26 protein-coding genes, 1 tRNA gene and 1 riboswitch are annotated in these 25,396 nt (G+C 59.1%); of the genes, 5 read left to right on the top strand and 22 right to left on the bottom strand.

Annotated elements, in window-relative coordinates:
• Positions 1 to 63: 63 nt before the first annotated feature.
• The 9 genes from G560_RS0110425 to G560_RS0110385 form a co-directional block, all read right to left on the bottom strand.
• Positions 64 to 1,980, bottom strand: a complete 1,917-nt coding sequence (locus G560_RS0110425) for a beta-galactosidase (protein WP_022704253.1) — start codon at positions 1,978 to 1,980, stop codon at positions 64 to 66.
• Positions 1,977 to 2,813, bottom strand: coding sequence for an SMP-30/gluconolactonase/LRE family protein (locus G560_RS0110420; protein WP_022704252.1), 837 nt, complete (start codon positions 2,811 to 2,813; stop codon positions 1,977 to 1,979). The genes G560_RS0110425 and G560_RS0110420 overlap by 4 nt, the downstream gene beginning before the upstream one ends.
• Entirely contained in the window at positions 2,810 to 3,421 is a 612-nt protein-coding gene (locus tag G560_RS0110415; protein ID WP_022704251.1) for a 2-dehydro-3-deoxy-6-phosphogalactonate aldolase, read from the bottom strand. The genes G560_RS0110420 and G560_RS0110415 overlap by 4 nt, the downstream gene beginning before the upstream one ends.
• A complete protein-coding gene (locus tag G560_RS0110410; protein WP_022704250.1) occupies positions 3,418 to 4,335 on the bottom strand; it encodes a 2-dehydro-3-deoxygalactonokinase in 918 nt (305 codons plus the stop codon). Before G560_RS0110410 ends, G560_RS0110415 begins: the two co-directional genes overlap by 4 nt.
• Positions 4,332 to 5,117, bottom strand: coding sequence for an SDR family NAD(P)-dependent oxidoreductase (locus G560_RS0110405; protein ID WP_022704249.1), 786 nt, complete (start codon positions 5,115 to 5,117; stop codon positions 4,332 to 4,334). Before G560_RS0110405 ends, G560_RS0110410 begins: the two co-directional genes overlap by 4 nt.
• On the bottom strand, positions 5,114 to 7,189 hold the full coding sequence (locus G560_RS0110400) for an alpha-galactosidase (RefSeq protein ID WP_022704248.1): 2,076 nt from the start codon (positions 7,187 to 7,189) through the stop codon (positions 5,114 to 5,116). Before G560_RS0110400 ends, G560_RS0110405 begins: the two co-directional genes overlap by 4 nt.
• Positions 7,186 to 8,031, bottom strand: coding sequence for a carbohydrate ABC transporter permease (locus tag G560_RS0110395; protein WP_022704247.1), 846 nt, complete (start codon positions 8,029 to 8,031; stop codon positions 7,186 to 7,188). The genes G560_RS0110400 and G560_RS0110395 overlap by 4 nt, the downstream gene beginning before the upstream one ends.
• 3 nt (positions 8,032 to 8,034) lie before the next feature.
• Positions 8,035 to 8,922 carry a carbohydrate ABC transporter permease gene (locus G560_RS0110390; protein ID WP_022704246.1) on the bottom strand — a complete coding sequence of 296 codons (888 nt, stop codon included), beginning with the start codon at positions 8,920 to 8,922 and terminating at the stop codon, positions 8,035 to 8,037.
• Between the two features lie 74 nt (positions 8,923 to 8,996).
• On the bottom strand, positions 8,997 to 10,229 hold the full coding sequence (locus G560_RS0110385) for an ABC transporter substrate-binding protein (RefSeq protein WP_022704245.1): 1,233 nt from the start codon (positions 10,227 to 10,229) through the stop codon (positions 8,997 to 8,999).
• Positions 10,230 to 10,356: 127 nt separating this feature from the next.
• On the opposite strand from G560_RS0110385, the gene G560_RS0110380 reads away from it, so the two are divergent.
• Positions 10,357 to 11,175: an IclR family transcriptional regulator gene (locus G560_RS0110380; protein ID WP_050525279.1), complete on the top strand. Its 819-nt coding sequence runs from the start codon at positions 10,357 to 10,359 to the stop codon at positions 11,173 to 11,175.
• A gap of 23 nt (positions 11,176 to 11,198) precedes the next feature.
• On the top strand, positions 11,199 to 12,260 hold the full coding sequence (locus tag G560_RS0110375) for an ABC transporter ATP-binding protein (RefSeq protein ID WP_022704243.1): 1,062 nt from the start codon (positions 11,199 to 11,201) through the stop codon (positions 12,258 to 12,260).
• Here the strand turns inward: G560_RS0110375 and G560_RS0110370 are convergent.
• From G560_RS0110370 to G560_RS0110325, 10 genes are all read right to left on the bottom strand, one after another.
• Positions 12,257 to 12,949 carry a thiamine ABC transporter ATP-binding protein gene (locus tag G560_RS0110370; RefSeq protein WP_022704242.1) on the bottom strand — a complete coding sequence of 231 codons (693 nt, stop codon included), beginning with the start codon at positions 12,947 to 12,949 and terminating at the stop codon, positions 12,257 to 12,259. The genes G560_RS0110375 and G560_RS0110370 overlap by 4 nt on opposite strands.
• Complete coding sequence (locus G560_RS0110365; protein WP_022704241.1) at positions 12,936 to 14,486, bottom strand: ABC transporter permease family protein; 1,551 nt, start codon at positions 14,484 to 14,486, stop codon at positions 12,936 to 12,938. Before G560_RS0110365 ends, G560_RS0110370 begins: the two co-directional genes overlap by 14 nt.
• Positions 14,462 to 15,448 carry a thiamine ABC transporter substrate binding subunit gene (gene thiB, locus G560_RS0110360; protein ID WP_022704240.1) on the bottom strand — a complete coding sequence of 329 codons (987 nt, stop codon included), beginning with the start codon at positions 15,446 to 15,448 and terminating at the stop codon, positions 14,462 to 14,464. The genes G560_RS0110365 and thiB overlap by 25 nt, the downstream gene beginning before the upstream one ends.
• Positions 15,449 to 15,484: 36 nt before the next feature.
• A riboswitch (TPP riboswitch) is annotated at positions 15,485 to 15,592 on the bottom strand.
• A 33-nt stretch (positions 15,593 to 15,625) separates the two neighbouring features.
• The gene (locus G560_RS0110355) at positions 15,626 to 16,171 is read right to left on the bottom strand and encodes a dihydrofolate reductase family protein (protein WP_022704239.1); all 546 of its coding nucleotides are present in this window, start codon (positions 16,169 to 16,171) and stop codon (positions 15,626 to 15,628) included.
• Between the two features lie 97 nt (positions 16,172 to 16,268).
• Complete coding sequence (locus G560_RS0110350) at positions 16,269 to 17,063, bottom strand: cytochrome c1 (RefSeq protein WP_028913966.1); 795 nt, start codon at positions 17,061 to 17,063, stop codon at positions 16,269 to 16,271.
• Positions 17,064 to 17,083: 20 nt separating this feature from the next.
• Positions 17,084 to 18,397 carry a cytochrome b gene (gene petB / locus G560_RS0110345; RefSeq protein ID WP_022704237.1) on the bottom strand — a complete coding sequence of 438 codons (1,314 nt, stop codon included), beginning with the start codon at positions 18,395 to 18,397 and terminating at the stop codon, positions 17,084 to 17,086.
• A gap of 9 nt (positions 18,398 to 18,406) precedes the next feature.
• Complete coding sequence (petA, locus tag G560_RS0110340; protein ID WP_028913965.1) at positions 18,407 to 18,970, bottom strand: ubiquinol-cytochrome c reductase iron-sulfur subunit; 564 nt, start codon at positions 18,968 to 18,970, stop codon at positions 18,407 to 18,409.
• Positions 18,971 to 19,181: 211 nt separating this feature from the next.
• Positions 19,182 to 19,823 carry a LysE family translocator gene (locus G560_RS0110335; protein ID WP_022704235.1) on the bottom strand — a complete coding sequence of 214 codons (642 nt, stop codon included), beginning with the start codon at positions 19,821 to 19,823 and terminating at the stop codon, positions 19,182 to 19,184.
• Between the two features lie 7 nt (positions 19,824 to 19,830).
• On the bottom strand, positions 19,831 to 20,439 hold the full coding sequence (locus G560_RS0110330) for a glutathione S-transferase (RefSeq protein ID WP_022704234.1): 609 nt from the start codon (positions 20,437 to 20,439) through the stop codon (positions 19,831 to 19,833).
• A gap of 90 nt (positions 20,440 to 20,529) precedes the next feature.
• Entirely contained in the window at positions 20,530 to 21,138 is a 609-nt protein-coding gene (locus tag G560_RS0110325; RefSeq protein WP_022704233.1) for an FMN-binding negative transcriptional regulator, read from the bottom strand.
• Between the two features lie 73 nt (positions 21,139 to 21,211).
• Here G560_RS0110325 and G560_RS0110320 point away from each other — a divergent pair, with 73 nt between their 5' ends.
• Positions 21,212 to 21,775 (top strand): peroxidase-related enzyme, encoded by a 564-nt coding sequence (locus G560_RS0110320; protein WP_420835082.1) that lies wholly within the window; start codon positions 21,212 to 21,214, stop codon positions 21,773 to 21,775.
• Positions 21,776 to 21,854: 79 nt separating this feature from the next.
• On the opposite strand, the gene G560_RS0110315 is transcribed toward G560_RS0110320, so the two are convergent.
• The 3 genes from G560_RS0110315 to G560_RS0110305 all read right to left on the bottom strand — a co-directional run bounded on the left by G560_RS0110315 (position 21,855) and on the right by G560_RS0110305 (position 23,483).
• The gene (locus tag G560_RS0110315; RefSeq protein ID WP_022704231.1) at positions 21,855 to 22,910 is read right to left on the bottom strand and encodes a fatty acid desaturase; all 1,056 of its coding nucleotides are present in this window, start codon (positions 22,908 to 22,910) and stop codon (positions 21,855 to 21,857) included.
• 274 nt (positions 22,911 to 23,184) lie between these two features.
• The gene (ykgO, locus tag G560_RS0110310; RefSeq protein WP_008027359.1) at positions 23,185 to 23,310 is read right to left on the bottom strand and encodes a type B 50S ribosomal protein L36; all 126 of its coding nucleotides are present in this window, start codon (positions 23,308 to 23,310) and stop codon (positions 23,185 to 23,187) included.
• Positions 23,311 to 23,408: 98 nt separating this feature from the next.
• Positions 23,409 to 23,483, bottom strand: a tRNA-Val gene (locus tag G560_RS0110305).
• A gap of 223 nt (positions 23,484 to 23,706) precedes the next feature.
• On the opposite strand from G560_RS0110305, the gene G560_RS0110300 reads away from it, so the two are divergent.
• Together G560_RS0110300 and G560_RS0110295 are read left to right on the top strand one after the other, a co-directional pair.
• Positions 23,707 to 24,615, top strand: a complete 909-nt coding sequence (locus tag G560_RS0110300; RefSeq protein ID WP_081647640.1) for an N-formylglutamate amidohydrolase — start codon at positions 23,707 to 23,709, stop codon at positions 24,613 to 24,615.
• 91 nt (positions 24,616 to 24,706) lie between these two features.
• Complete coding sequence (locus G560_RS0110295) at positions 24,707 to 25,360, top strand: alternative oxidase (RefSeq protein WP_022704229.1); 654 nt, start codon at positions 24,707 to 24,709, stop codon at positions 25,358 to 25,360.
• Positions 25,361 to 25,396: the final 36 nt, after the last annotated feature.

Raw genomic sequence — 25,396 nt, 5'->3', positions numbered from 1 at the left:
CTGTTTGCGGCCCGCAGGGTCAATCGTGGAATTGTGCGGGGTGCAATTCCAATACGTGATGGGTCAGTCCCACACCACACCTGCGGGCGGCACGGTGCGGCCAGCATGGGTCACGGGTTCGGCGCCGTAATTGAACCAGAACCGATGTGCGCCCGACTGGCGACAGCGCAAACCGTTGGGCAAGGGCGCGGCCTCAATCCCCTGATCCGCACACAGACGCGTCAAAATACGGGCCAGCGCAGCCTCATCCGGCAGGCCTGCCAGATAGTGCAACCCGCCCGATGCCATAAGCGCGGGCCAGCCATCCGTTGTGGCCTCGACCACCTTTGCGCCACCTTCCAGCTTTTCGCGCCACAGGGTGAAATTGCCACCTTGGGCCAGCGGCACGGGCAAGTCGGGCGGAAGGGTTTCGACCCGTGCGACCGTGCAATCAAGGCCCGGCAGGTTGGGCGGCAAGGGGGTGGGGATACTGAAATCGGGCGTTTTGGAATTGCTGCGCGGGCCAATCAATGCCGCCCCTTTATGCGCCGCAATCGCCGACAGAAGCGCAGGCGGCAGCGTGGCAATCGCGGGGGAGAGGATCAGTTTATAGGCGCTAAGGTCGGCCGTGTCGGGGGGCAAAATGTCGACCGACAGACCAAGGCGGCGCAGGCCTTTGTAAAACCCGAAAACCACGTTGAAATAGTCAAACCCGCGCCCTTGGGGTTGCGTGGCCCATGCCCAAGCGGAGGCGTAATCAAAGATCAGCGCGACGGGGGCGGCGGTGGTTTCGACTTCTGGCATCGCGGCCAGTTCGCGCGCCACCTCTGCCGCCGCGTGATAGGCGGGAGCGGGCTGGCTGTCGGGGCGCAGCATGCCTGCGTGCATTTGCTCCTGAGCGAACGGTGCCTGGCGCCAGCGGAAATAGCACACGGCCTCGGCCCCATGTGCAAACGCCTCCCACGCCCAAAGCCGCGCCATGCCGGGCAGCGGGTCGGGGTTGTAGGGGGCCCAGTTCACTGGGCCGGGCTGTTGTTCCATGATCCACCAGCGGCCCCCGGACGCGGAGCGTCCAGACCTCATGGCGCCCACGGCGCGATACAAGTCGTGGTGAAAGGCTTGGAAATCTGGGTCGCCTTGGCGGGCGAAGGTGCGTTTATGGTCCGCGCTGGCCGCGATCCGGTCGGACAGAAAGCCAAGGGGGTAGCTGTCCCATGTGGCGATATCGAGGTCGGCCCCCGTGGCGAAATGATCGAAATCCACCACCGCGCCCATGTAATTGTGGCTGATGGGTGCAGGGGAATGGCGGCGGATGATGTCGGTTTGGACGCGGTTAAAGCCTGCGACCTGATCCGAGGAGAAACGGCGAAAATCCATCGCGTGGGCGGGGTTCGCCTCTGTCACGGTCAGGTTGGGCAGGCCTATATCGGCGAAATCGGTGTATTCCATCGACCAGAATACATTGCCCCAAGCACGGTTCAACGCATCGGGCGATTGGTATTTCTGCGCCAGCCAATCGCGAAAGGCATGCAAGGCAGCGGCCGAATAGCTGACCGTGGTATCGTGGCAGCCGTATTCATTGTCGGTCTGCCACGCGGCGACCTTGTGGCCGTAGCGTTTCGCCAGTTCGGTGGTGATGCGGGCGCTTTCCGCACGAAAGCCCGCATGGCTGAAGCAATAGTGACGTCGCGAGCCGAAGCCGCGCGTGTGGCCCTGTGCATCAAGGGCCAGCATGTCGGGATGGCGGTCCAGCATCCAACGTGGTGGGGTGGCGGTGGGGGTGCCGAGGACGACTTTCAGGCCATGTTCGGTGAGCGTCTCAATCGCGCGGTCGAGCCAGCCCCAGTCATATGTGCCGGGGGTGGGTTCCATCCGGCTCCACGCGAATTCACCGATGCGGACCCATGTCAGCCCGATTTCCGCCATACGGGCGGCATCGGAGGCCCATTGGGATTCCGGCCAATGTTCGGGGTAATAGCAGGTGCCAAGCGTGCGTTTCATAAAATGACCTGTGGTTCGGGGCGGCCCATCCCTGCATTCGGAATGGCAAAGGTTTTGCCTGCATCAGGGTGCAGGGCAAGGGCAGCTGCATCCATGCCTTGGGTGGCCGAAGTGGCGTAAAGCGTTGTGCCCGCAAAGGCGGGGCAGGTGATGTGCGGGGCGGGCAAGGACACGGCATGTTGGGGGTTGCCTTGCGGATCAAACACCGCAATCCGGCCAGCGCCCCAAAGGGCGATCCAGATATTGCCCGCCGCATCGGTGACAGCACCGTCGGGGTTCAAATCTTTGGCGCGAAAATCGATGAAGGGTTCGGGGGCGGCATTGGGCCAGCCCTGCGCGTTCAGCGCCACACGGTTCACGATTTGGGTCGTGGTATCGGTAAAATAGGCAGTGCGGCCATCTGGGGCGAAACAGATGGCGTTGGGGATAGTAATTTGCGGGAACAATAGGCGCAATTCGCCTTTATAGAGCCTGTAAATGCCACCTGCATCCGGTTCGGCATTCTTGCCCATCGTGCCAATCCAGAACCCGCCCATCGGGTCGGCGCGGCCATCGTTGGAGCGGGTGATGGGGTTGTCAAGTTCCAGCAGCGTGACCGTTTCGCAGGCATGGGTGGTCAGGTTAAAGGTAGACAGCGCAGTCTCGGACGCGATCAGCAATGTGTCGCGGTCAACCCAACCTGCGGCCGAAACCATCTCGTCAAAGTCCCAATCCTGCCCATCGGTCGACAGCATCCGCTTGCCCAGAATATCAAACCAGTACAGTTGTTCGCGCAGCGGGTGCCACAAGGCCCCTTCGCCCAAGGCGCAAATACGCGCGTCGAACACCGTCATAGCGCATCCCAAGCGGCGACCAACGCGCGGGCTCGGGTTTTGACGTCTGCAACCGACATGCCAGGGACGTAAAGTGCGGAACCGATGCCAAACCCGTTTGCGCCCGCGTCGCGCCATTGCGCGAGGTTCGACAGGCCAGCGCCGCCCACAGCATAAACCTTGGTCTGCGGTGGCAAAACCGCCCGCATCGCTTTGACACCCGAAGGGCCGATTATGGAGGCAGGGAAAATCTTTAGGCCCGTGGCGCCAGCGGCTAGGGCCGCGAAACATTCGGTCGGGGTCAGCGCACCCGGCCAGCTTTGCATACCCGCGGCGATTGTGGCGCGGATCACCGACACGTCTGTGTTGGGTGATACCACCAGTTTACCACCCGCACTTGCCACTTGGGCCACCTGATCCACAGTCAGCACGGTGCCTGCACCGATCAAGGCGCGCCCCCCAGATCCGGCCCCAAATTCGCGCGCCATTGCGCTAATCGAGGCATAGGGATCGGGAGAGTTCAGCGGCACTTCGATGCTGGTGATCCCTGCTTCAATCAAGGCTGCCGTGATGGGCAATGCCTCATCCGGTGTAATGCCGCGCAGAATGGCGATCAGAGGGCGGGTCATAGCGCACCTTTCAGTTTGGAGAGGCCAGCCAGCGTGCAGTCGGCGGCCGATAGGGTGGCGGGGGTCAGACCTTGGGCCTTTAGCGCGTGGGCGTAATGGCTGCACAGGGTTTCTGCCCCGATCAAAGTGACGGGCTGGCCCAGCCAATAGGGTTTGGCGGCGGCCAGTTCGACCCCGATCAGCAAGCCCGACAGACGGCTGCGGGCAGAGGTGGGGCTGGCATCGGTAAGCAAGCCTTCGGCCCGCAGGGTGAACAGGCGGGCGGCGATGCGTTCGGGGCATGACAGGGCATCGGACAGGCCTGTGTCAAAGGCTGCCGAGTCGAACCCATCGGCGGCAATGGAATGGCGGAGGACGGATTGGGTGGACAGGAGGGCGAAGAGTTCGCCTGTCATGAAAGTTTGGAAACTGACCACCTCGCCCGCGCTGACATGGACCCATTTGGAATGGGTGCCGGGCAGGCACATCACGCCGTCAAACCCGGGCATAAGGGCCAGTGCCCCTGCGATTTGCGTTTCTTCGCCGCGCATGACATCGGCGGGGATGTTTTGCCGAAGGCCCGGGGCGATGTGGACGGTGATGCGCGGGTCGGTTGTGGCCACGCGGGTCAGGGTATCGGGGGCCACGGGGGTGCAAGGGACCGCGCGATATTTCGCCTCGGCCCAACCTTGGCGCGACCCGACCATACCGCAGGCAATGACGGGGGTGGTTTGGTTTGGCGACAGCCACGGACCGATGAGGCGCAGCAGGGCGGCTTCGAACTCAGCGGGTTTCAAAGTGCCCATGCCATCGTCGCTGCTGGCCGTCGCCATGGGGCCAACTGCGCCCATGGCGGTGGCGCGCAGATGGGTTGTGCCCCAATCCGCGGCGACCCAATCAGGCAGTTTGGGCAAGGGTTCGGCAGGTTGGGTCATCCTGTCACCGCCACGCCGCCATCAATGACCATCGCCTGACCTGTCATCATCTTGGAACTGTTCGAGGCAAGGAACAACACGCCGCCCACGATATCCTCGGGGGCAAGCGTGTCTTTGAGGCATTGGCGGTCAAGATGCGCGGCCAACCCTTCGGGCGTGACCCACAGGTCTTTTTGCTTTTGCGTCAGCACCCAGCCGGGGGCCAGCGCGTTGACGCGGATACGGTCGGGGCCAAATTCACGGGCAAGGCTGCGCGACAAGCCGTTGATCGCGGAATTGGCGGCGGTGTAAAGCGGATAGCCGGCGTTACCCATCATGTAGCTGATGGACGAAAAGTTGATGATCGACCCGCCGCCGGCTGCTTTCATGCCCGCCACAACGGCTTGGGCGGTAAAGAAGTAAGCCTTTAGGTTGATGTCCATCATCCAGGTATAGAAATCTTCGGTCACGTCCGCCGTGGCATGGCGTTTGTCATTGGCGGCATTGTTGACCAGCGTGGTGATGGGGCCATGGGCAGCGGCGGCCTGTTTGATCGCGGCTTGCAGTACGGGAACATCGGTGATGTCGCACTGGATGAACAAAGGGCGGTTTCCGGTGGTTTCTGCCATCTCATCGACAAAGGCGCTGGCGTCGGAACGCTGAACAAAGGCGACCCTTGCCCCTTGGCGCAAGAAACCTTCGGTCAAGGCGGCACCAATGCCAGAGCCACCGCCGGTGATAAACACGGAAGCGCCGTTCAGATCAGGATAGGTTGCGGTCATGGCGGGCTCCGTTAAGGTCATTTACGAGTGCCTTCTAGCACCCACATCGTTTCGGGGAAATGCCACGGCAAGGTGACACCGTGATGCATCAGATAGGCGCCCGACAGAGTTAGCGGGCCGGATTTCAACGCAGGATTTCCGCGCGAAAGGCCAGGGGTGTGATCTCGATTTATCACATTTATACAATAGGTTGCTGCTGGATCAAGCCCCGTCAGGCGCATAGGCCGTGGCTGGATCTGGGCCGATGTTGCGGCCTTGCCGGCAAAGACCACAAACCGGCTGCCACACTGGGCCAATTGCTGTTCGGCAATCACCGCCGGATCGGCACTGTCCAGTCGCAAGATGTCGGCCCGCATCATCCAGTCGCGGTTGGCTTTCCACCACGCGGTCACGTCGGTTAGCACCTTTGCCTCGTGGTCCGTCAACTCGCGTGGGTCCATTTCAAAGCCCATATGGCGTTGGGCGGCGACCCATGCGCGCATGGAAATATCAATCGTACGACCAGAGGTGTGGCAATGGCGCGGGCCGACGTGGGAGCCGGTGACAGAGGCAGGCAAGAACAGCGCGGCGTCATGCTGAATGCGTAGCCGTTCCAGCGCGTCGTTGCTGTCGGACAGCCAAACCCGCTGGGTGTGTTTCAGGATGCCAAAGTCAATACGGCCACCGCCCGAGGCGCAGGTTTCAATTTCCACCTGCGGGAAATCGGCGCGCAGACGGTCCAGCAGGGCATAGGTGCCATGGGTTTGGGCGGCATCGGGGGCGGGCAGCAGACGGTTATGATCCCATTTGATATAGCCAATGTCATAGGCCGACAGGATCGCGGCAATCCGGTCATAAAGATAGTCGCGCACATCAGCGCTGGCCATGTTCAGCACCAGTTGCTGACGGCCGCGTATTTGGTCCATTGGCCCCAATACCCAATCAGGGTGGGCACGGTACAGGGCGGAACTTTCATTGACCATTTCGGGTTCAAACCACAGACCAAAGGACATGCCAAGGCTGTGGATATGGTCGATCAGCGGGGTCAGGCCGTGTGGGTATTTGCGCGCATCGACAGTCCAGTCGCCAAGGCTGGATGTGTCATCATCGCGCAGGCCGAACCAGCCATCATCCAGCACAAAGCGTTCCGCGCCCAGCGCCGCCGCGCGGGTGGCAATATCTTGCAATTCCGGTAGCTTATGGTCGAAATATACCGCCTCCCAGCAGTTGTAATGCACGGGGCGGACGGGGTGGGCATCGGTCACGATACGGTCACGGACATGGCGTTGAAAGGCCACGGCGCACCCATTCAGGCCGGTGTTGGAATAGGTGATATAGAGCGGTGCCGTTTGAAATTGCGTGCCTGCCGCTTGGGTGTTTGTGGCATGGCCGAACTGCACCTGGCGGCGACCATCGGGCAGTTCCTCGGCCAGCATACGGTGGCCGCCGGACCAGCCATAGTGAAAGGCGTAAGCCTCGCCTTGGCAATTGGTCGTGCCACGATTGGGGACGATCAGCCCCGGGAAATGTTCATGCCCGCTGCGGCCTGTGCGGGCCTCTCGCATGCGCAAACCTGCTGACCACGGGGTGCGGATCAGTTGAAATTCACCACACCAGCGGCCCGACACATCAATCATCTCATCCGACAATTGCGGTGCGGGCAGGACGGGGGCCGCAAGCCAATCGACCTGCACGGGGCGGTCGGTATTCAGGGTGGTTTGGCAGGTGATGACATGGGTTTGCGGATCGGTGGTAAAGCTGAATGTCAGGTCAATGCCCGCCGCCGCATCGCGGTAGGACAGGCGCAGATCGGGGCCGTTTTGCTGTGCATCCACAAAGCACAAGCCGTACAGCATCCGTATTTCATCCGTACAGCGCAGCACCAGCCCCGGCTGGCCCGGAAAGCTGCGCGCGGATTGCGGGCAGAGCGACAGGTCAGGGTTTTCATCGAGCATCCCACCCGTCACATCCAGCGCATAGGCGGCATGCAGGGCGACCAAATCCTCGGTCACCGGCAGGGGCGCACCCCAATACACGCATTCGGGCAAGCGCCCAGATCGTGCGGCCAGCACCAGCGTTTGCTGGCCATCATCAAGACGCCACTGCTGGTTCACTTTACCGCCCCCAGTGTCAGCCCCGCGATGAAGTGCTTTTGCATCAGGAAAAACATTAACACAGGCGGAAGGGCAGCAAGGATAGATCCGGCCGAAACCAAGTGCCAAGCGGCGACCCATTGGCCGTTCAGCGAGGACAGGCCTGCGGTAATGGGCTGGGTTTCTTTGGTGGTGGTCAGCACGGTGGCCCAGAAAAAGTCATTCCAGATGAAGGTAAAGATGAGGACCGACAAGGCGGCAATCGCAGGCTTCATCAAGGGCAGGACGATGTACCAGAAAATGCGGATTTCAGACACGCCTTCAACGCGCGCCGCCTCGATCAATTCAAACGGCAGGGCCTTGATGAAATTGCGCATGAACAAGGTGCAAAAACCGGTTTGAAAGGCGATGTGGAACATCGCAAGGCCGGTCCATGAATTGTACATGCCAAGATCCAGCGTCAGGTCGCGCACGGGGACCATGAGGATTTGGAACGGCACAAAATTGCCTGCGACGAACAGGAAAAACACCAACAAGTTTGAGCGGAATTTATAAATCCCAAGCGCAAAGCCCGTCATGCAGGACAGAACCACAGCGCCAATGACGGTGGGGATCGTCACCTTGAGCGAATTGACCATATAGCGGCCCAAATCACTGTCACGAAACACCGAGATATAGTTTTCAAAGGCGATATAGCTGGGCATGCCAAAGTAATTGCCTTGGGCAAGGTCCGACGCAGGGCGCACCGATGTGACGGCCACCCCCAGCAGCGGCAACAGCCACAAGATCAGGGCGATGGGCAGCGCGATGGTGTACAGGCGCTGGGTCAGCGGGCTGGTTTGGTCTATTGGGCGTGGAAACATGGCTTAACGCTCCGTCTCGTCGCGCCACATCTTCCAGATGAAGCCCGAAATGAAAACCATCATGATGGCGAACAACACCACGGCGATTGCCGCACCGTAGCCCATGCGGAACCCGTATTCCGACAAGGCCTGTTCGTACATGTAAAACGACAACACGCGGCTGGAGCCATATGGGCCGCCATCGGTCATAATCGACACAAGGTCAAAGCTGCGCAACGCGCCGATCACGGTAACCACCACCGCAATAAACGTGGCGGGGCGCAGTTGTGGCAAGATCACATACCACAGCATTTTGAGGCCTTTGGCCCCGTCAAGGCGCGCTGCCTCGACCTGATCGGGAGCGATGTTGTTCAGGCCGGTGATATACAGGATCATCACATAGGCAATCTGCGGCCAGAGGCCCGCGACGATGATACCGTAGGTGACGTAATCTTCCTCGGCCAGAATGGCGATGCCGTTGCCGGTGACGAGTTCGATCAGCTTATACAGCAGGCCGAAATTGGGGGCGTAGAACCATGAAAACATCAGGCCCACGACGACCTGCGACACGACAAACGGGAAAAAGAACAGGGATTTATAGATGCGGATGCCGCGCACGGTTTGGTTCAGGAAAATCGCGAGGAACAGGCCCAGCGGCACGGCCAGCAAATACAGCAACAACCAGATCACGTTATTTTTCAACGAGGTGTAAAAGGCATCATCGTCAATCAGTTCGACATAGTTTTCGGTGCCGATATAGACCGCCTCGCCCAATCCATCCCAATCGTAGAACGAAATCGAAAGGGATTGGAAAATCGGGATGATGACATAGACCAGAAACATGGCCGCACCGGGGGCCAAAAACAGCCACGGGGCGATGCGCAATTGGTTTCGTTTCCAGTAGCTGGACATGGCGGGTGGCCCCCTAGGTGCGGTCAGATCAGAGAGAATTGGCCCCGCGTTTGCACACGGGGCCGATCAGCGGTTTATTTGTAGATATTGCCGCGTGCTTTTTCCAGACGCTCAAGGATCGCGTCCAGACGGTCAGGTTTTACCATGAACTCCTGGAACCCTTCCATGCCGGCCTTTGCCATTTCGGCAGGCGCGTCACGGTCAAAGAACTGTGCAAGCGCATAGGCCCCCGACAGCGATTCAAACCCTGCCGAGATGAACGGATCGGCCGCATCCACGGTCGCGCCTTTGTTGGTGGGCAGTTGTCCCAAGGCTGCGTTCAGCTTGGTCTGCACATCGGCGCGGGCGACAAATGCGAGGAACTTTTTCGCATCATCCACGTTCTTGGCACCAGCCGGAATGTGGATGGTGTCGGTCGGTGCCTCTTCGGCGCGGGGCAGGCCAGCGGTGATTTCCGGGAATACCATGAAACCAAGGGAGTCGTTCGTCATGCCGCCTTCTTTGAAGGTCGCCACGGCAAAGTTACCCATGACATAGTTGGCCGCTTTGCCCTGCACCAGCAGCGCTGCTGCATCTTGCCAGTCAATCGCTGCGTGGTTTTCGGTGGTGTAAGGCACCACTTTTGCCCATTCCGCAAAGGTCGCTTTTACCTTGTCATCTGTCCATGCCACTTTGCCAGCGGTCAGGTCCATGTGGAATTCATACCCGTTGGTGCGCATGTTCAGATAGTCAAAGATACCTGCAATTGGCCACAGCGCCTTGGACCCTGTGGTCAAGCAATCAATGCCTGCCGCCTGAAACTTGGCGCAGTTTTCGATAAAACCATCCCAAGTGGTCGGTACTTCAACGCCCGCCGCTTTGTACACGTCTTTGTTGTAGTAAATGCCCCACTGGTAATAAGTATAGGGCACGCCCCACTGCTTGCCATCAATGGTCATCGAGGCTTTGGCTGATGCGAGCTGATCGCCCAAACCATTATCGGTCCACACGTCCGACACATCCAGAAATTGGCCCGAGTTGACAAACGGGGCCATACGGTTGCCCGCATACCAGTTGGCCAGATCAGGGCTGTCGGCCGTCAGAAAGTTGCGGATCGCGGTTTTGTAACCTTCGTGGTCAAAGTTGTTCAGCGTGACTTTGATGTCTGGATTTTCAGCCTCAAAATCCGCGATCAGCGCTTGGAACGCCGCCAGCGGTGTCGGGTCAAAGTCGGCGTTGTAGCTCAGCGCGCGGGTTTGCGCGAAAGCCGAGCCGGACATAAGCAAGGCCGCCGCGAACGCAAGCGCGCCCGTTTTCAGATGAGTCATTGGTTTCCTCCCTTTGGAATCAGATCGTCGCTTCTCAATCTCACTATTTTCATTATTTGAAACTTAGTTTTGAATATTGAAAGTATGGTGGGAATCGTTTAGCGTGTCAATAACAGCGTTGGGCGTGATGCCACCACGGAAAGGATCCCATGTGACCAAAGCATTTACAGACGGCCCGTCAAACGGCGATGGAACTGTTGGCAAGGCGCTGGATGTTTTGGACATGGTTGCCAATGCGGATGGGCCCGTGCGCTTTACCGACTTGCTTGCCGGTTCGCCCTATCCCAAGGCCACCTTGTACAGGTTTTTACAAACCCTGACCCATCAGAACATGCTGTCCTATGATGCGGACCGCCAAACCTATGCTTTGGGGATGCGGCTGGTGCGGCTGGCCCATACGGCTTGGGCGCAGTCCAGCCTTGCGCCTTTGGCCCGCCCACATCTGGACCGGCTGTCGGCGGCTTTGGGCGAAACCATCCACCTTGCGCAGTTGGATCAGGGGCAAGTGCTGTATGTCGATAAACGCAACGCGGCGCAGCCTGTGGATATGTTCTCCTCGGCGGGCAAAGTAGGCCCCGCCTATTGCACAGGCGTGGGCAAGGCGATGATGGCCTATCTGCCTGCCGATGCGCTGGAACAGGCGTTGCACCGGCAAAGTTTTTACCAGTTCACCCCGCATACCTATGCCAACCGTGATGAATTGCTGGCCGAATTGGCCGCGATTAGAGCGCGGGGCTATGCCTTTGACCGTGAAGAGCATGAACCCAATATCATCTGCGTTGCAGCGCCGATCTTATCGGAACGCGGGCGGGCAATTGGCGCAATCTCGGTCACATCGACCAAGCTGCGCACGTCTTTAGAACAGCTAGAAGACTTGGCACCGCAGATTTTGGCGACCGCAGCAGACATCGCAACCGAGGCCCGCAACTGGCGGTTTCCAGAATAAATACCTTGAGGGAGGGGCACGTTATGACGGGCGTAAATTTACAGGCGGTGACCAAGAAATTTGGTGATGTTCAGGTTATCCACGGCGTTGACCTACAGGTCGAGGATGGAGAGTTTTGTGTGTTTGTCGGCCCGTCGGGCTGTGGCAAATCCACCTTGCTGCGCATGATTGCGGGGTTGGAAAAAACCACCGCAGGCCATATTTCCATCGGCGACCGCGATGTGACCGACGCCGACCCAGCTGATCGCGGCGTGGCAATGGTGTTTCAAACCTATGCATTGTACCCGCATATGACAGTGGCCGAGAACATGGGTTTTGGGTTAAAAATGACTGGCCACCCCAAGGCCGAAGTTGCGGAAAAGGTGGCCGAGGCCAGCCGCATCCTGAAGCTGGACGATTACCTTGCCCGCAAACCCAAGGCGCTTTCGGGCGGGCAGCGCCAGCGCGTTGCCATTGGCCGAGCCATTGTGCGCGGGCCCGAAGTATTCTTGTTCGATGAACCGCTGTCAAACCTTGATGCCGAATTGCGCGTGGAAATGCGGGTCGAAATCGCCCGCCTGCACCGCGAAATCGGGGCCACGATGATTTATGTGACCCATGATCAGGTCGAGGCGATGACGCTGGCCGATAAAATCGTGGTGCTGCGCAAAGGGGTGATTGAACAAGTCGGCGCGCCGCTGGAATTGTACCACAACCCCGATAACCGCTTTGTCGCGGGCTTTATCGGGTCGCCTGCGATGAACTTTGTGGCGGGTGTGGTGGAAAAAGCGGGTGTGGTTTTGACGACGGGGCTTGTCGGCGCGGTGACGACCGATGTTGCCTTGCCCGGGGCTGGTGCCAGTGTCGTTGTGGGCCTGCGCCCGCAGCATCTGCGCATTGTGGCAGGCGATACGCATAGGGTTGAAATGACCGAGGCCTTGGGCGGCGTGACCTATATTCACCTGTCGGCGGAAACGGGTGAAAAGCTGGTGATCGAGGCGCATGATGATACGCGGTTGAAGCTGGGGGATAAGGTCGGGTTGGCATTTGACGCAGATCAGGCGCTGTTTTTCCAAGACGACGAACGCGGGTTGCGCATCCGCTAACCCAAGTATGCCGCCAATTCCGGTGGCGGGTTGGCCAGCAAATCGGCGGTGGGTTGCGGGGCATGGGCTGCGCCGCCCGCCACAAGGCAGGTCAGCGGCGCAAAGGCCAGCGCATCCTTTGGGTCATGCGTGACCATCAACACGGTCGCGCCGCTGTCGTGCGACAACTCCGCCACCAGCCCCAGCATTTCGGCCTTTAACGCGGGGCCAAGGGCGGCAAAGGGTTCATCCAGCACTAAAACCGGCTTATCCCGCAACAAGGCCCGCGCCAGCGCGGCACGGCTTTGCTGGCCACCCGAAAGCTGTGCGGGTTTGCGCGGGCCAAAACCTGCAAGGCCCGTGCGGTCCAATGCCGTTTCAATGCGCGCATGGTCGTTTGCGGTCAGCCGAAGGTTCGGGGAAATCCCAAGGCCAAGGTTTTGCGCAATGGTCAGATGCGGGAACAGGTTTTGATCTTGGAACACCGTAGTAATGGGCCGGGCGCCCGGTTCCAGCCCGGTTATATCGGCGCCCTGCCACAGAACCCGCCCCGATTGCGGTGCGAAAAACCCGCCTATCACCGAAAGCAGGGTGGACTTGCCCGCCCCCGATGGGCCAATCACCGCGATCCGCGCGCCTGCCTTTGCTTGCCAATCGGCGGTTAACCGGAAACCGCCTTGGGTGATGGTCAGGTTTTCAAGCGTCAGCATAGCGGCGGCCCCAGTGGTCAAAGGCCCAGAACAGGGCAAAGGAAATCAGCACCAACAGCAGCGCCGCACTTGCCGCGGCCTCTAACCGATAGGCACCCATCAGGCGTTGCACGAGCAGCGGCAAGGTGGCCTGCCCTTCGCCCGCGAACAGCGCGATGACGCCAAGATCGCCCATCGAAAGGGCGGCGACAAGCCCTGCGGCAAACCCCATGGGGCGGGCAAGACGAGGGATCACCACCCAGCGCAACCACGCGCGGCCCGTCATGCCCAAAGATGCGCCAAGCCTGTGGTAATCGGCGTAGATCGTGCGGGTTTCCGGCAGGAGGATACGAAACGCAAAGGGCAAGGCCAGCAGCGCGTTGATGGTCATGGTTACTGGCAGCGCAAGGTCGGCAGGGCGGAACAAGGGCTGCAAGATCAGGAACAGGCCTGTGCCCAGAACAAGGCTTGATGCCGCGAGGGGCAATGTCGCGGCCAGTGCTGGCCAGCCCTTGCCACGTGCGGCGGCCAGTGCGAACACCAGTGCTGCGGACAGGGCAAGGGCGGTTGACGCAAGAGCGATGAGGGTTGAACGCACCGCTGCGGCCAGAACCGCATCCCAAACCGACGCGGGCAAATGCCGCAATCCGGGCACACCGTTCAGCACAACGGCCAGCAAGGGCAGCGCCAAAAACAGAGCCGCTGCGGTGATGAAAACTGCATCCAGCCCGCGCCGCCAACCGTTTGGCGCGGGCGGGCCACCCGTGCGCCCCTGCCCCGCGCCGAAACCCAATGGCAGGCTGATCCGTGTTGCCACGGCATAGGCGGCGGCGCAGAGCGCAAACTGCAACAGCGCCAAACGCGCTGCGGCACCAAGGTCGAAATCAAACCGCAAGGCTTGATAAATCGCCAGTTCCACAGTGGTGGCGCGGGGCCCGCCCCCCAGCGTCAGCGCCACGGCGAAACTGGTCAGGCAGATTACAAAAATCACCAAGGCAGCGCCGGGCAGCACCGCGCGCAGCATGGGGCCTTCGATATGGCGCAAGGTGGCTGCGGGCGTAAAGCCGAGGCTGGCGGCAAGACGGAACCGTTCGGCGGGAATGGCTTGCCAGCCATGCAGGATCATCCGCACCGCCAGCGGCATGTTGAAAAACACATGGGCCAGCACCACGCCTTGCAGCCCGTAAATTGAAAACGCAGGCAGGCCCAGCAAGGCCAAGCCATTGTTGACCCACCCCGCGCGACCAAACACAGCCAACAGACCCAGAACGGCCACGATCACCGGCAAGATGAACGGCGCACCAAGGGTGGCCACCAGCACATCACGCCCGAAAAACCGCCTGCGCGCCAAGGCGCGGGCCACGGGCACGGCCAGCATAACCGAAAGGCCTGCGGACAAGGCGGCTTGCATCAAGGTAAAGCGCAAAGCGGCAAGCTCGGCCTCGCTAAGGGCCAAGCTGCGGGTCGAAAGACCCAAGGCGGCCAGCGGGGCCAGCAACAGCAGCAATACCGCCGCTGCCAGCCCTGCGGCGATCAGCGTGACAGCGCGGTCAGCCATTCGTCCAACGCTTGTGTACGGGCGGATTGAGCCTCATCTGCCGTCATCAACAGGGACTTGGCAGGGGTAATCATTTGGTCAAACCCATCAGGCAAACCTGTTGCAGGTGTGTGGGCAGGATACATCCAGTTGGTCGTTGGAATGACGGATTGGAACGCATCTGTGCCCATAAACGTCAAGAATTGATCGGCCAATTCAGGCTGTGGCGCGTTGGCCAGTTTGCCAGCCACTTCGACCTGCATGTAATGCCCTTCGGTGAACGGGGCGGCGGCTTTGGTCGCGTCATCTTCGGCAATCAGGTGATAGGCGGGTGAGGTGGTGTAGGACAGGACCATATCCGCCTCGCCTGCCGTGAACATGCCGTAGGATTCAGACCAGCCGGGGGTGACGGTGATGATATTGTCGGCCAAAGCGGCCCAGATTTCGGTGGCGCTGTCGCCATATGCCGCCTTGACCCACAGCAAAAGGCCCAGACCCGGGGTAGAAGATCGTGGGTCTTGGATCACGACTTTCAGGTCGGACGCGGCCAGTTCCTGAAAGCTGGTGGGTGGGGTGGCCAACTTGGTTTTGTCATAAACAAAGGCGAAATAGCCCCAGTCATAGGGCAGGAAATTCGGGTCGGCGAAAGGCACGGGCAGGTCATTGCCCGCCGTTTGGCCATGCGGGGCAAACAGACCCGTGGCGGTGGCTTGGGCTGTAAGGTTGGTATCAAGGCCCAAAACCACAGACGCGTCAGACCGCGCGCCTTCCAGCTGCAAACGGGCCAGCAGTTCGGCACCATCGCCCACGGCGGAGAACACCAGATCGCAGGCACAAACCGCCTCAAACGCGGCCTCTACCGCAGGACCGGGGCCCCATTCGGAGGTAAAGCTGTCATAGGTCAGCACGTTCAACACAGGCGTTTGGGCAGTGGCAACTGAGGCCACGGACGAAAATGCCAACGCAAAGGGTATAAGTCTCATCTCATCTCTCCATATGCGACGGGCGGTATAGGGGATGGATCAGACCAGCACCTTCCCTCCGCCGGTTCTAACCGGTTCAGGTTCAACGGGTCTTTGGCTTTTGCCAAATCTCAGCCCTGTACAAGGGCACCCCGAGGTACTGTGCAACTTAGCGGGAATTGCCGTCGGGGCAAGGGGTTATCGGTTGGCGGCGATGCGATAGGTGGAGGAGACGAGGCCAGAGGGGAAACTGCGGCTGCCGATCAGGTTAAGGTGCATATCGGCGGCGACAGAGCCAAACAGCGGCCGCCCTGACCCCAACAGTACGGGAACACGGGTGATGGTCATCTGGTCCAAAAGCCCCGCGTTGAGAAAGGACTGGATCACCTGGCCCCCGTCGACATAGGCGTTTTGCCAGCCTTCCTCGGCCAAGGCGGCGACCAGCTCAGTCGGGTCCATATCGGTGATGGCAACATGATCGGCCAAGCTGTCGGGAATATCATCGACTGTCAGGCTGTGGCTTAGGACAATCACGGGGCGGGTATAAGGCCACTGGCCAAAGCCCAGCACGGTTTCATAGGTGCCGCGCCCCATAATGATGCCGTCCTTATCCGCGATAAAGGCGTCATAGCCGTGATCTTCATCCGCTGCATTGAACGGTTCCAGCCAATCGATGCTGCCATCGGGGCGGGCGATGAACCCGTCAAGACTGGCGGCGATAAAGGCGTGGCAAGACAGTGGCATGGGGGGCCTTTGGGGATATCGTGGCCAAGAAGACCAAGGGGGATATGAAAAAGCCCCACCGTTTCAGATGGGGCTTTTTCGGTCGCGTCTGATTACATCAGACGTGCTTTTTCTTTGGGCCTTTGACAGCCGACCAAATCCGCTTGTTGGTCAGATAGAGCAACACGGACAGGATCGTCAAAAAGATCACCGCGGTAAAGCCTGCCTGCTTGCGCGCCATCATCTTGGGTTCGGCGGTCCACATCAGGAAAGCAGCGGTATCTTCGGACAAATGATGGATGCTGTTGTCGTGACCATCTTGGTATTCAACACTACCATCTTCCAAAGGCGGGGCCATTGCGATCCAGCCACCGGGGAAAGCGGTGTTTGCATAAAAGGTCGTGCCAGCTTCCTCTTTCTCTTCTCCGGTATAACCGGTGAGAAGCGACACTATGTATTCCGGCCCGCCAATCCCTTTGACCAACTGGTTGATCCCCGTGCCCGCAGGCCCGTGGAAACCGGAGCGCGCCTTTGCCATCAGGCTAAGATCCGGTGCGTTGGACAGGCCCGATTTCGGAAAATGGTCCGTCGGCTTGCGTGGGCGCGTATCGTCCAATTCGGCATCAAAGATGTCGAACTGGGCGGCATAGGCGCGCACTTGGTCTTCGGGCAAATGCGGCCCGCCTTCATCCGACAAGCTGCGGATCGGCACGAATTTCAGCCCGTGGCAAGCCGAACACACCTCGGTGTAAACCTGAAGGCCACGCTGGAGCTGGTGTTCATCAAACTTGCCAAACGGCCCTTCAAAGCTGAACGCCACATCTTCAACATGACCTTCGGCCCCAGCGGCCATTGCCGCGCCTGTACCCAAAACGAGGGCAGAAACGGCGCTGATTGCGATTTTACGAAACATAATCATCAGTTCCTTTTCTTTCACTCGGCCGGATCGGCGTAGTGCGATTTAAAGTCTTCCTCGATCGTCGCTGGCGGGGCCAACGGCTTTTCGATCACACCAAGCAGCGGCAGGATCACAAGGAAATAGGCGAACCAGTAGGCCGACGCGATCAGCGAGATCCAGTCATACGGGAACTCGGCAGGGCGCGCGCCAACCCACATCAACACCATGAAATCGATGCACAGCAGCAAGAACCACATCTTGAACATCGGGCGGTAGCGGCCCGAACGGACAGACGATGTGTCCAGCCAAGGAGCCAGCGCCATAACAGCAATCGCACCAAACATCGCCAGCACACCGAAGAACTTGGCGTCAACGATACCAAAGGTCACAAAGCTGGTCAGCTGCACAACCCAAACATCGGCGGTGAACGCACGCAAAATGGCGTAGAACGGCAGGAAGTACCATTCCGGCACGATATGCGCAGGGGTCGCCAGCGGGTTTGCCTCGATATAGTTATCGGGGTGGCCAAGGTAGTTTGGCATAAAGCCGACCACCGCAAAGAACACGACCATAATCACGGCCAGCGCGAACAGGTCTTTCATTACGAAGTAAGGCCAGAAGGGCAATGTGTCTTTCTCGGCTTCGGCCTTGGACGTGCGGCGCACTTCAACACCCGTCGGGTTGTTGTTGCCTGTCGAATGGAAGGCCCAAATGTGGATCGCGACCAAGGCGGCAATCACAAATGGCAGCAGATAGTGCAAGCTGAAGAAACGGTTCAGCGTGGCGTTGTCAACGGCAGGGCCGCCCAACAACCAAGTCTGAATCGACTCGCCAATGCCGGGAATAGCGCCGAACAGGCCAGTGATAACCGTCGCACCCCAAAAGGACATCTGGCCCCATGGTAGAACATAGCCCATAAACGCTGTGCCCATCATGCACAGGTAAATGATCATCCCGATGATCCACGTAACCTCACGCGGGGCTTTATACGACCCGTAGTAAAGACCGCGGAAAATGTGCAGATAGACGGCGATAAAGAACAACGACGCGCCGTTTGCGTGCAAATAGCGCAGCATGTGCCCGCCGTTCACGTTGCGCGTGATGTGTTCAACGCTGGCAAAGGCCAAATCTACATGCGGGGTGTAGTGCATTGCCAAAACAATGCCGGTGGCGATTTGCATCACCAGACAGAATGTCAAAACGATGCCCCAGATCCACATCCAGTTCAGGTTCTTGGGTGTCGGCAACATCAGCGTGTCATAGGCGAGCGCAACAATCGGCAGGCGCTTGTGAAGCCACTTTTCGGTGCCCGTTGTGGGCTCGTAATGGTCGTGTGGAATTCCGGACATGATCTATCCTTACCCGAGCTTGAGGGTTGATTCGTCGGTGAATTCAGCCACCGGGATGTGCAGGTTTTGCGGGGCGGGGCCTTTGCGGATACGGCCCGCAGTGTCATAGTGCGACCCGTGGCATGGGCAAAACCAGCCGCCAAATTCACCTGCACCATCACCAATCGGCACGCAACCCAGATGGGTGCAAACGCCAATCATCACCAGCCACTCGCCCGCTTCATCCATCGTGCGGTTCGCATCAGATGCGTCCGTTGACGGTTTGTTGGGGTTTTGCGACATTTTGTCGATAGGCAAATCAGCCGCAGGCACTGCGCGTCCGGCATCAATTTCTTCTTGGGTGCGGCGGCGAATGAACACCGGCTTGCCCAAATATTTGACCGTCAGCTGTGTGCCCGGTTCAACCGCTGAAATATCAACGAAAATAGAGGACAGCGCCTGTACATCCGCCGATGGGTTCATCTGGTTGACGAGCGGCCAAACGGCAGCCCCCGTGGCTATGGCACCAGCGCCGGCTGTGGCGTAATACAGGAAATCCCTGCGGGTGCCTGCGTGATCGTCTGCGTGGGACACGAGAATTCTCCCTTCCGAAGGCCATAATGAACGGCCCATGTCATGACAGTGCCACGGAACATACGCGGCCTTACAGAGGTGGTATTTAGCGGCGGAAACGGGCCACGTCCAGCGGACAAAGCGGCGCACTTGGGGATCAGGGTACAAAAATACAAGCATGGTGCCAAATTATTGCCACCATAACGCTTGAATCATGCGGCCAGCATCAGAATCAGGGGACAAATTCCACCAGCAAAAGCCGCAGGGCAAACGCCGAAAACAACACGCCCGCAATGCCCGACATGACCCAGCCGTAGCGCAGATAAAACCGTGCCGCAGCCCCCGTCGAAAACACAAGTGCATAGCCAACATGCATGCCGCCGGCCACAGTGCTGGCCCCTGCCCACAACAGCGCCACATCCCAAACGCCCGCGCGCGCCACCGGAAAGATGGTCAAGACCAACAACCATGTGGTCAGCGCCTTGGGATTCAACCAGTTAATCATTAATGATCGCCAGAACGCGGACCCGAAACTGTCTTGGCGGGGCAGGTTTGGCAAACCGCGCCGTGCGCCGCGCCAACCGGCAAGGCCTGCACGCAAATAACGAAATGCGAACCACGTCAGCAAACCAATCGCAACAAAGGACAGGTTGTGCTGCAACCCCGGCACCAATGTGACCATGGCGGCGATGCCAAGCGTGGTCGCAAGGCACCAGCCGCCCACGCCCACGCCAACACCCGCCGCAGCGCCAACCCCAGCCACGCGCCCTGCTGCCATTGCCGTTACAATGGTGTTGATAACATTGGGGCCGGGCGTCAGCACATTCAGCGTCACGATTGCCCAAACGACCAAGAATTCATGCAGCGGCAACATATCCGTATCAGGCCGGCGGGACCGAATTCTTCATACTGTCACGCGCCGCAAACGCGGCCTCCCAAGCCGCAAGCAAGGGCCGCCCCTTGCGCCAATCACGCGCCCCATGACGAAAATCGACATAGCCCAGCGCACAGCCCACAGCGATTTGCCCGATGTCCAACGGGCCATGCAAATGGCTCATCCAGCGACTTTCCAAAGCGTCCAGCGCGCGGTCAATCTTGGCCCACTGCCCTTCGACCCAAGGTTCGAACCGCTTGTCTTCGGGGCGCACCCGCGTCTCGTAAACCATCAAGATCGCGGCATCCAAAATCCCGTCCGCCGTGGCCTCTAACGTCAGGCTTTCCCACAGACGCGAGCCTTGCGGGTACAGCCCCGCCTTGAAATGATCATCCAGATAGCGTGTGATTACCCGACTGTCATACAGCGCAGGCCCGCTGTCACGTTCCAGCGCCGGGATCTTGCCCAATGGGTTTTGCGCCAGCGGCGCACTGCCCGTGTCAATCGGCGTGCCGCTGCCCGTAACCAGCTCCACGGCCGCCGATTGGCCCGCCTCGGCCAACAAAACAACGATCTTGCGCGCATAGGGCGAGGTCGGGGAATAGAAAAGACGCATGTAATTTCCTTTATGTCTGGCGCGGGCTTACCGCTTCATCTTTGCAAAAATACTCATCCGAACCAAGGCCGAAAAGCCCGGCATCCAACGCTACTCCGCAGCACGCATCATCGCGGCAATCCGGCTTGCTTCCATCCCGATGGGTCTGTCCGCAATGCCGGCGGCCGCCCCTGCCCGCTGTGTATCCGTCTTGTTCTGGTTCAACTTCACAGTGCTGTCGACTCCTTCAATGATCATCCGGAACGGCGCAATCATCCGCATCATGCGCGCCACGGCCTCATCACTCATCTTGTCCATCAACCACGCGGACTTGGGCGTCAATTGCGCCTCCATATGCGCGCTCATCCGCTCCAGATGTGGGCGCAGCGCCGCGTCGGGTAATCGTTCCAGCACCCCGCGCAAATGCACGGCGACATAATTCCACGTCGGCACCTGATCCACCACGCCATACCAATCGGGCGAGACGTAGGCATCCGGTCCCGACACAATAAGCACGGCAGGCGCAGGTAAATCCGCCCGCGCAATCGCGTTGGAGCGCGCCAGATGCAAAAACACTTCACCTTGCCCTAAATCAAAGGGGATGTGCGCAGCCAACGGGCCCGCCTTGCCATTCACCGATAAAATCCCAAAACTGCGCGCGCGGGCCATCGCCAGCGCATCAGACTTTGTGCCACCGCGAAAAACGGGGTTCGGATGCATCACGCCCTCCCAAGACTTGCGGCATGCTGACCAATCGCCCAGAAAGGTACAAGCCACCAAAAGGATGTTTATTGTGACCGATACAACTGCGCTGAACCTGCCGCCCGCCAACCCGATGGATGCCGATATCGCGGCCTATTTTGCGAAATGCACCGAAAAGCTGGGGCTGATCCCGAATGTGCTGCAAGCCTATAGCTTTGATCAGGCGAAACTGCGGGCGTTTATGGATATGTACAACGACCTGATGCTCGCCCCGTCGGGTCTGTCGAAAATGGAACGCGAGATGATCGCGGTGGCCGTGTCCGCCGAAAACCGCTGCGTATATTGCCTAACCGCCCACGGTGCGGCCTTGCGCCAACTGTCCGGCGATCCGGCATTGGCCGAAGTGGTCGCGCAAAACTGGCGGGCGGCACCTTTGGACGCGCGGCAAAAGGCAATGCTGGGGTTTGCAGTCAAGCTGACCAATACGCCAAAGGATATGGAGGAAAGCGACCGCCAAGCCCTGCGTATGGCGGGGTTCACCGATCGCGATATTTGGGATATTTCGGCGGTGACATCGTTTTACAACATGTCAAACCGCCTTGCCGCAGCAACGGACATGCAACCCAACCCCGAATATCACGGCGCGGCCCGATAGTTGCGGGTAGGGTGGGTGTAACCCACCGCTCACCCAATCCTGCCCGCAATGGAAGGTGGGTTTTCACCCACCCTACCCCTTATGTGGCCAGATAGCGCGCATGGGTGCTGCGGAACGACAACAGCTTTTTCTGGCTTTCATCCCACAGGTGCAACCGCGCGCAGGCAATGCTTTCCCGCACGGTCATCCGCTGGCATTCCGCCAAAACCGGATGGTCCTTGATCACCTCGGTCAACCGGTAAAACGGGATGCGGCTGTAAAGGTGGTGCACATGGTGAATACCGATATTGGCCGACAACCATTGCAACGGCTTGGGCAGCACGTAATGCGACGACCCTTCAAGGGCGGCCTCATGCAGCTGCCACTCTTCGGCTTTGCGCCAGTGGGTGTCTTCAAACTGATGCTGCACGTAAAACAGCCAAACGCCGGTTGATGCGGCCACGATCCATGTTGGCAACACCACCAAGAACAGCGGTGACCAGCCCCCGAAATATACCAAGGTTGCAACGCCCGCAAACAAGGCTGCATTGGTTCCCATCGCCGAAATCCAGAACGACACGCCAGATTTCATCAAACCGTAAGGAACGCGGTTCTGCACCAAAAAGATATAGGCAGGGCCAACCAGAAACAGCGTCACCGGGCTACGGTAAATCCGGTACATGAACCGCCCGAAGGCAGACCGTGCCAGATATTCGTCAACGGTCAGCGTCGTCACATCACCAATCCCGCGCAGATCAAGATTGCCCGATGCCGAGTGGTGAATGGCATGCTGCCTGCGCCACACATGATACGGTGTCAGCGTCAGCACCCCAAGGCAACGACCGACCCAATCGCTGACTTTGCGATTGCTGTAAAACGAGGCGTGACCGCAGTCGTGCTGAATGCAAAACAACCGCACCAAAAACAGACCGTTCACCGCTGCCAAAACCAAGGCCGCGACCCAGCTGTAGGGCAAAACCCAAATCGCAGCAGCACAAATCGCCACAAACGGAATGACCGTCACCAACAGCTCGAACGTGCTGCGGGTTGGATCAGGATCACGGTATTTGGCAAGGATCAAAAGCCAGTCCCGCGCAGACCGATTCTGTTCCGTCACGGCGCTAAGAGCGGGATCGCTCAGGTTCTGAATATTCATGCGGCGGGTTTCTTCCCTGAAGTGGTGGCCATTGTTAACAAGGATAGCGCGGCCATTGTTACCCTATTTGGCGCTACGGATAAGTTAATCCAGACTCTGATGCAATATTCCGCAATCAGTGCGGGTCTTTGTGTCGCAGCCTTTGCCGCAGCCTACACCGAAAAACAGGTCGCAGCACCACCTGTAACCCCCTGCTCCAGATATTAAAAAACCGCCGGAGTTTCCTCTCAGCGGTCTTTAGATCCGTGGCATAAACCATGCCTAGACAGCGATATCAGCCCTGACGAGCCTTGAAACGCTTTTGTGTCTTGTTGATAACATAGACACGACCTTTGCGGCGCACGACCTGGCAGTCGCGGTGACGCAACTTCAGCGAGCGGAGCGAGTTTTTGACCTTCATTGGTCTTCTCCTTATCGCGGCGCGCGTGCGCCGATTAAAACTTTGAGCCCCCACATAGCGTGGACGCGGTGAACCTGCAACCCGTTAGGCGGCAAGAATGGTGGGCGGTACTGGGATCGAACCAGTGGCCACTACGATGTCAACGTAGTGCTCTACCGCTGAGCTAACCGCCCACGAGCCCGCAGCGTTTCCGCCATGTCTTTGCCCTTGGACCCAAGTCACCAAAGAAAAGGACGCGGGCGGAACCGCGTCGGTTGGCAGGGCTATAAAAGGAGTCGCCCGCCTGTTCAAGGGTTTATATGCGGTTTTTGTTTGCTGTTTTTAGAATGGCTTTTTGCGGATGCGCCGCACGCCTTGGCAAACGAGGTAAGGATTGATTAAAGCGCGCACGCTCTAATGATTTGGCAAAGCGCAAATGCGCAGTATAGTTTGCCCCCAAGGAGACTGCATGTGACTGACGCCTTTGACCTTTTTCTGCCCAATCTGCAAACCGTGCCGTTTGTCTTTTCGTCGCCGCACAGCGGGCGCGATTATGACAGCACGTTTTTGGGCCAAAGCCGGTTGGATACGCTGACCCTGAGATCCTCGGAAGATGCTTTTGTGGACAGGCTTTTTGCCGATGCCCCTGCTTACGGCGCGCCGCTTTTGGTCGCCCGCGCGCCCCGTGCGTTTGTGGATATGAACCGCGCCGAAGATGAGCTGGACCCCGCAGTGATAGAAGGCGTTGGCCATACGCCGCACAACCCTCGCATCGCGTCCGGGCTTGGCGTGGTGCCGCGCGTCGTGGCGGGAGGCCGGGCGATATACCACGGCCGCATCACGCGCGCCGATGCCGAAACACGCATGACACGGTTTTGGCACCCCTATCACCAACGTCTGCGCAAACTGATGTTTGATACGACCGAATCCTTTGGCAAGGCTGTGCTGATCGATTGTCACTCGATGCCGCATGAGGCTATCGAATCACATCACCGCGGCAATGTCTCGCACCCCGAGGTGGTCTTGGGCGACCGTTTCGGTGCCGCTGCGGGCGGCGAGGTTATTGAACGGCTTGAAGCCGCGTTCAAGGATGCAGGCCTGCGCGTGGCCCGCAACACCCCGTTTGCCGGCGCCTATATTACCCAAGCTTATGGCAGGCCCACCCGTGGCCAGCATGTCGTGCAGGTGGAAATCGACCGCGCGCTCTATCTGGATGAAGCGCGGGTTGAGCCGCGCCCCGACTTTGCCGCGTTTCAGGCGCTGATATCGGGGGTGATCGCACAGATCACCGCAACGGATCAAAATATGCCACTGGCGGCGGAATAGATGGGTCGGTGTTGAAAGGGTGACATGCTGACGCAAGGCCCTTGAACCCATGCCGCACAAGCCGAATATCCTTTCCATAAGGAGAAACGTCATGCTGAATGCAGAAAATGACCACACGTCGGCCATTTTAAACAAGATTGACCTGACCACCCACCGCGCCCCCCAAGATCGTCGCGACAGAGTCGCTCTTGGGGTCGTTAAATTCATGCGCATCTTTGCCGATGCCTTCTTTTCCTCGCGATATGGCCACCGCGCCGTTGTGCTGGAAACCGTGGCCGCCGTGCCGGGCATGGTGGGCGGCATGTTGCAGCATCTGCGCGCCCTGCGTCAGATCCGAGACGATCAAGGTTGGATCCGCGAGTTGCTGGACGAGGCGGAAAATGAACGGATGCATCTTATGACCTTTATCAAAATCGCCGAACCCAACCGGTTAGAGCGGTTTTTGATCCTGATCGCACAAGGCGTGTTCTTTAACCTGTATTTCCTACTCTACCTCTTTGCCCCTCGCGTGGCGCATCGGGTGGTGGGGTATCTGGAGGAAGAAGCTGTGATCAGCTACACCCAGTATCTTGATAAGGTCGATGCAGGGCTGATCGAAAACGTTGCCGCCCCACAGATCGCGATTGACTACTGGCACCTTGGGGCCGATGCCCGCCTGCGCGAGGTGATTATCGCCGTTCGTGCCGATGAGGCTGGGCATCGCGATAAAAACCATGAATTTGCGGATGCTTTAAAGGCTGGCTAATGGTTCAGGGCAGGGCTTTAGCCCTGCCCTGAACCC

Source organism: Pseudorhodobacter ferrugineus DSM 5888 (assembly GCF_000420745.1).
Lineage (GTDB): Bacteria > Pseudomonadota > Alphaproteobacteria > Rhodobacterales > Rhodobacteraceae > Pseudorhodobacter > Pseudorhodobacter ferrugineus.
The sequence above is the reverse complement of the archived record's forward strand: the minus strand, read 5'-3'. Positions and strand labels throughout refer to the sequence as shown.

Excerpts from the sequence above, each read along its gene's own strand:
- G560_RS0110380 (WP_050525279.1), top strand. The coding sequence starts at position 10,357 with ATGCCACCACGGAAAGGATCCCATGTGACCAAAGCATTTACAGACGGC.
- G560_RS0110355 (WP_022704239.1), bottom strand. The coding sequence starts at position 16,171 with ATGCCACTGTCTTGCCACGCCTTTATCGCCGCCAGTCTTGACGGGTTC.
- G560_RS0110415 (WP_022704251.1), bottom strand. The coding sequence starts at position 3,421 with ATGACCCGCCCTCTGATCGCCATTCTGCGCGGCATTACACCGGATGAG.
- petB (WP_022704237.1), bottom strand. The coding sequence starts at position 18,397 with ATGTCCGGAATTCCACACGACCATTACGAGCCCACAACGGGCACCGAA.
- G560_RS0110335 (WP_022704235.1), bottom strand. The coding sequence starts at position 19,823 with ATGTTGCCGCTGCATGAATTCTTGGTCGTTTGGGCAATCGTGACGCTG.
- G560_RS0110370 (WP_022704242.1), bottom strand. The coding sequence starts at position 12,949 with ATGCTGACGCTTGAAAACCTGACCATCACCCAAGGCGGTTTCCGGTTA.
- G560_RS0110385 (WP_022704245.1), bottom strand. The coding sequence starts at position 10,229 with ATGACTCATCTGAAAACGGGCGCGCTTGCGTTCGCGGCGGCCTTGCTT.
- G560_RS0110325 (WP_022704233.1), bottom strand. The coding sequence starts at position 21,138 with ATGCATCCGAACCCCGTTTTTCGCGGTGGCACAAAGTCTGATGCGCTG.
- G560_RS0110410 (WP_022704250.1), bottom strand. The coding sequence starts at position 4,335 with ATGACCCAACCTGCCGAACCCTTGCCCAAACTGCCTGATTGGGTCGCC.
- G560_RS0110420 (WP_022704252.1), bottom strand. The coding sequence starts at position 2,813 with ATGACGGTGTTCGACGCGCGTATTTGCGCCTTGGGCGAAGGGGCCTTG.
- G560_RS0110330 (WP_022704234.1), bottom strand. The coding sequence starts at position 20,439 with ATGCGTCTTTTCTATTCCCCGACCTCGCCCTATGCGCGCAAGATCGTT.
- G560_RS0110300 (WP_081647640.1), top strand. The coding sequence starts at position 23,707 with ATGATTTGGCAAAGCGCAAATGCGCAGTATAGTTTGCCCCCAAGGAGA.
- G560_RS0110365 (WP_022704241.1), bottom strand. The coding sequence starts at position 14,486 with ATGGCTGACCGCGCTGTCACGCTGATCGCCGCAGGGCTGGCAGCGGCG.
- G560_RS0110390 (WP_022704246.1), bottom strand. The coding sequence starts at position 8,922 with ATGTCCAGCTACTGGAAACGAAACCAATTGCGCATCGCCCCGTGGCTG.
- G560_RS0110315 (WP_022704231.1), bottom strand. The coding sequence starts at position 22,910 with ATGAATATTCAGAACCTGAGCGATCCCGCTCTTAGCGCCGTGACGGAA.
- thiB (WP_022704240.1), bottom strand. The coding sequence starts at position 15,448 with ATGAGACTTATACCCTTTGCGTTGGCATTTTCGTCCGTGGCCTCAGTT.
- G560_RS0110405 (WP_022704249.1), bottom strand. The coding sequence starts at position 5,117 with ATGACCTTAACGGAGCCCGCCATGACCGCAACCTATCCTGATCTGAAC.
- G560_RS0110375 (WP_022704243.1), top strand. The coding sequence starts at position 11,199 with ATGACGGGCGTAAATTTACAGGCGGTGACCAAGAAATTTGGTGATGTT.
- G560_RS0110425 (WP_022704253.1), bottom strand. The coding sequence starts at position 1,980 with ATGAAACGCACGCTTGGCACCTGCTATTACCCCGAACATTGGCCGGAA.
- ykgO (WP_008027359.1), bottom strand. The coding sequence starts at position 23,310 with ATGAAGGTCAAAAACTCGCTCCGCTCGCTGAAGTTGCGTCACCGCGAC.
- G560_RS0110295 (WP_022704229.1), top strand. The coding sequence starts at position 24,707 with ATGCTGAATGCAGAAAATGACCACACGTCGGCCATTTTAAACAAGATT.
- G560_RS0110395 (WP_022704247.1), bottom strand. The coding sequence starts at position 8,031 with ATGTTTCCACGCCCAATAGACCAAACCAGCCCGCTGACCCAGCGCCTG.
- G560_RS0110350 (WP_028913966.1), bottom strand. The coding sequence starts at position 17,063 with ATGTTTCGTAAAATCGCAATCAGCGCCGTTTCTGCCCTCGTTTTGGGT.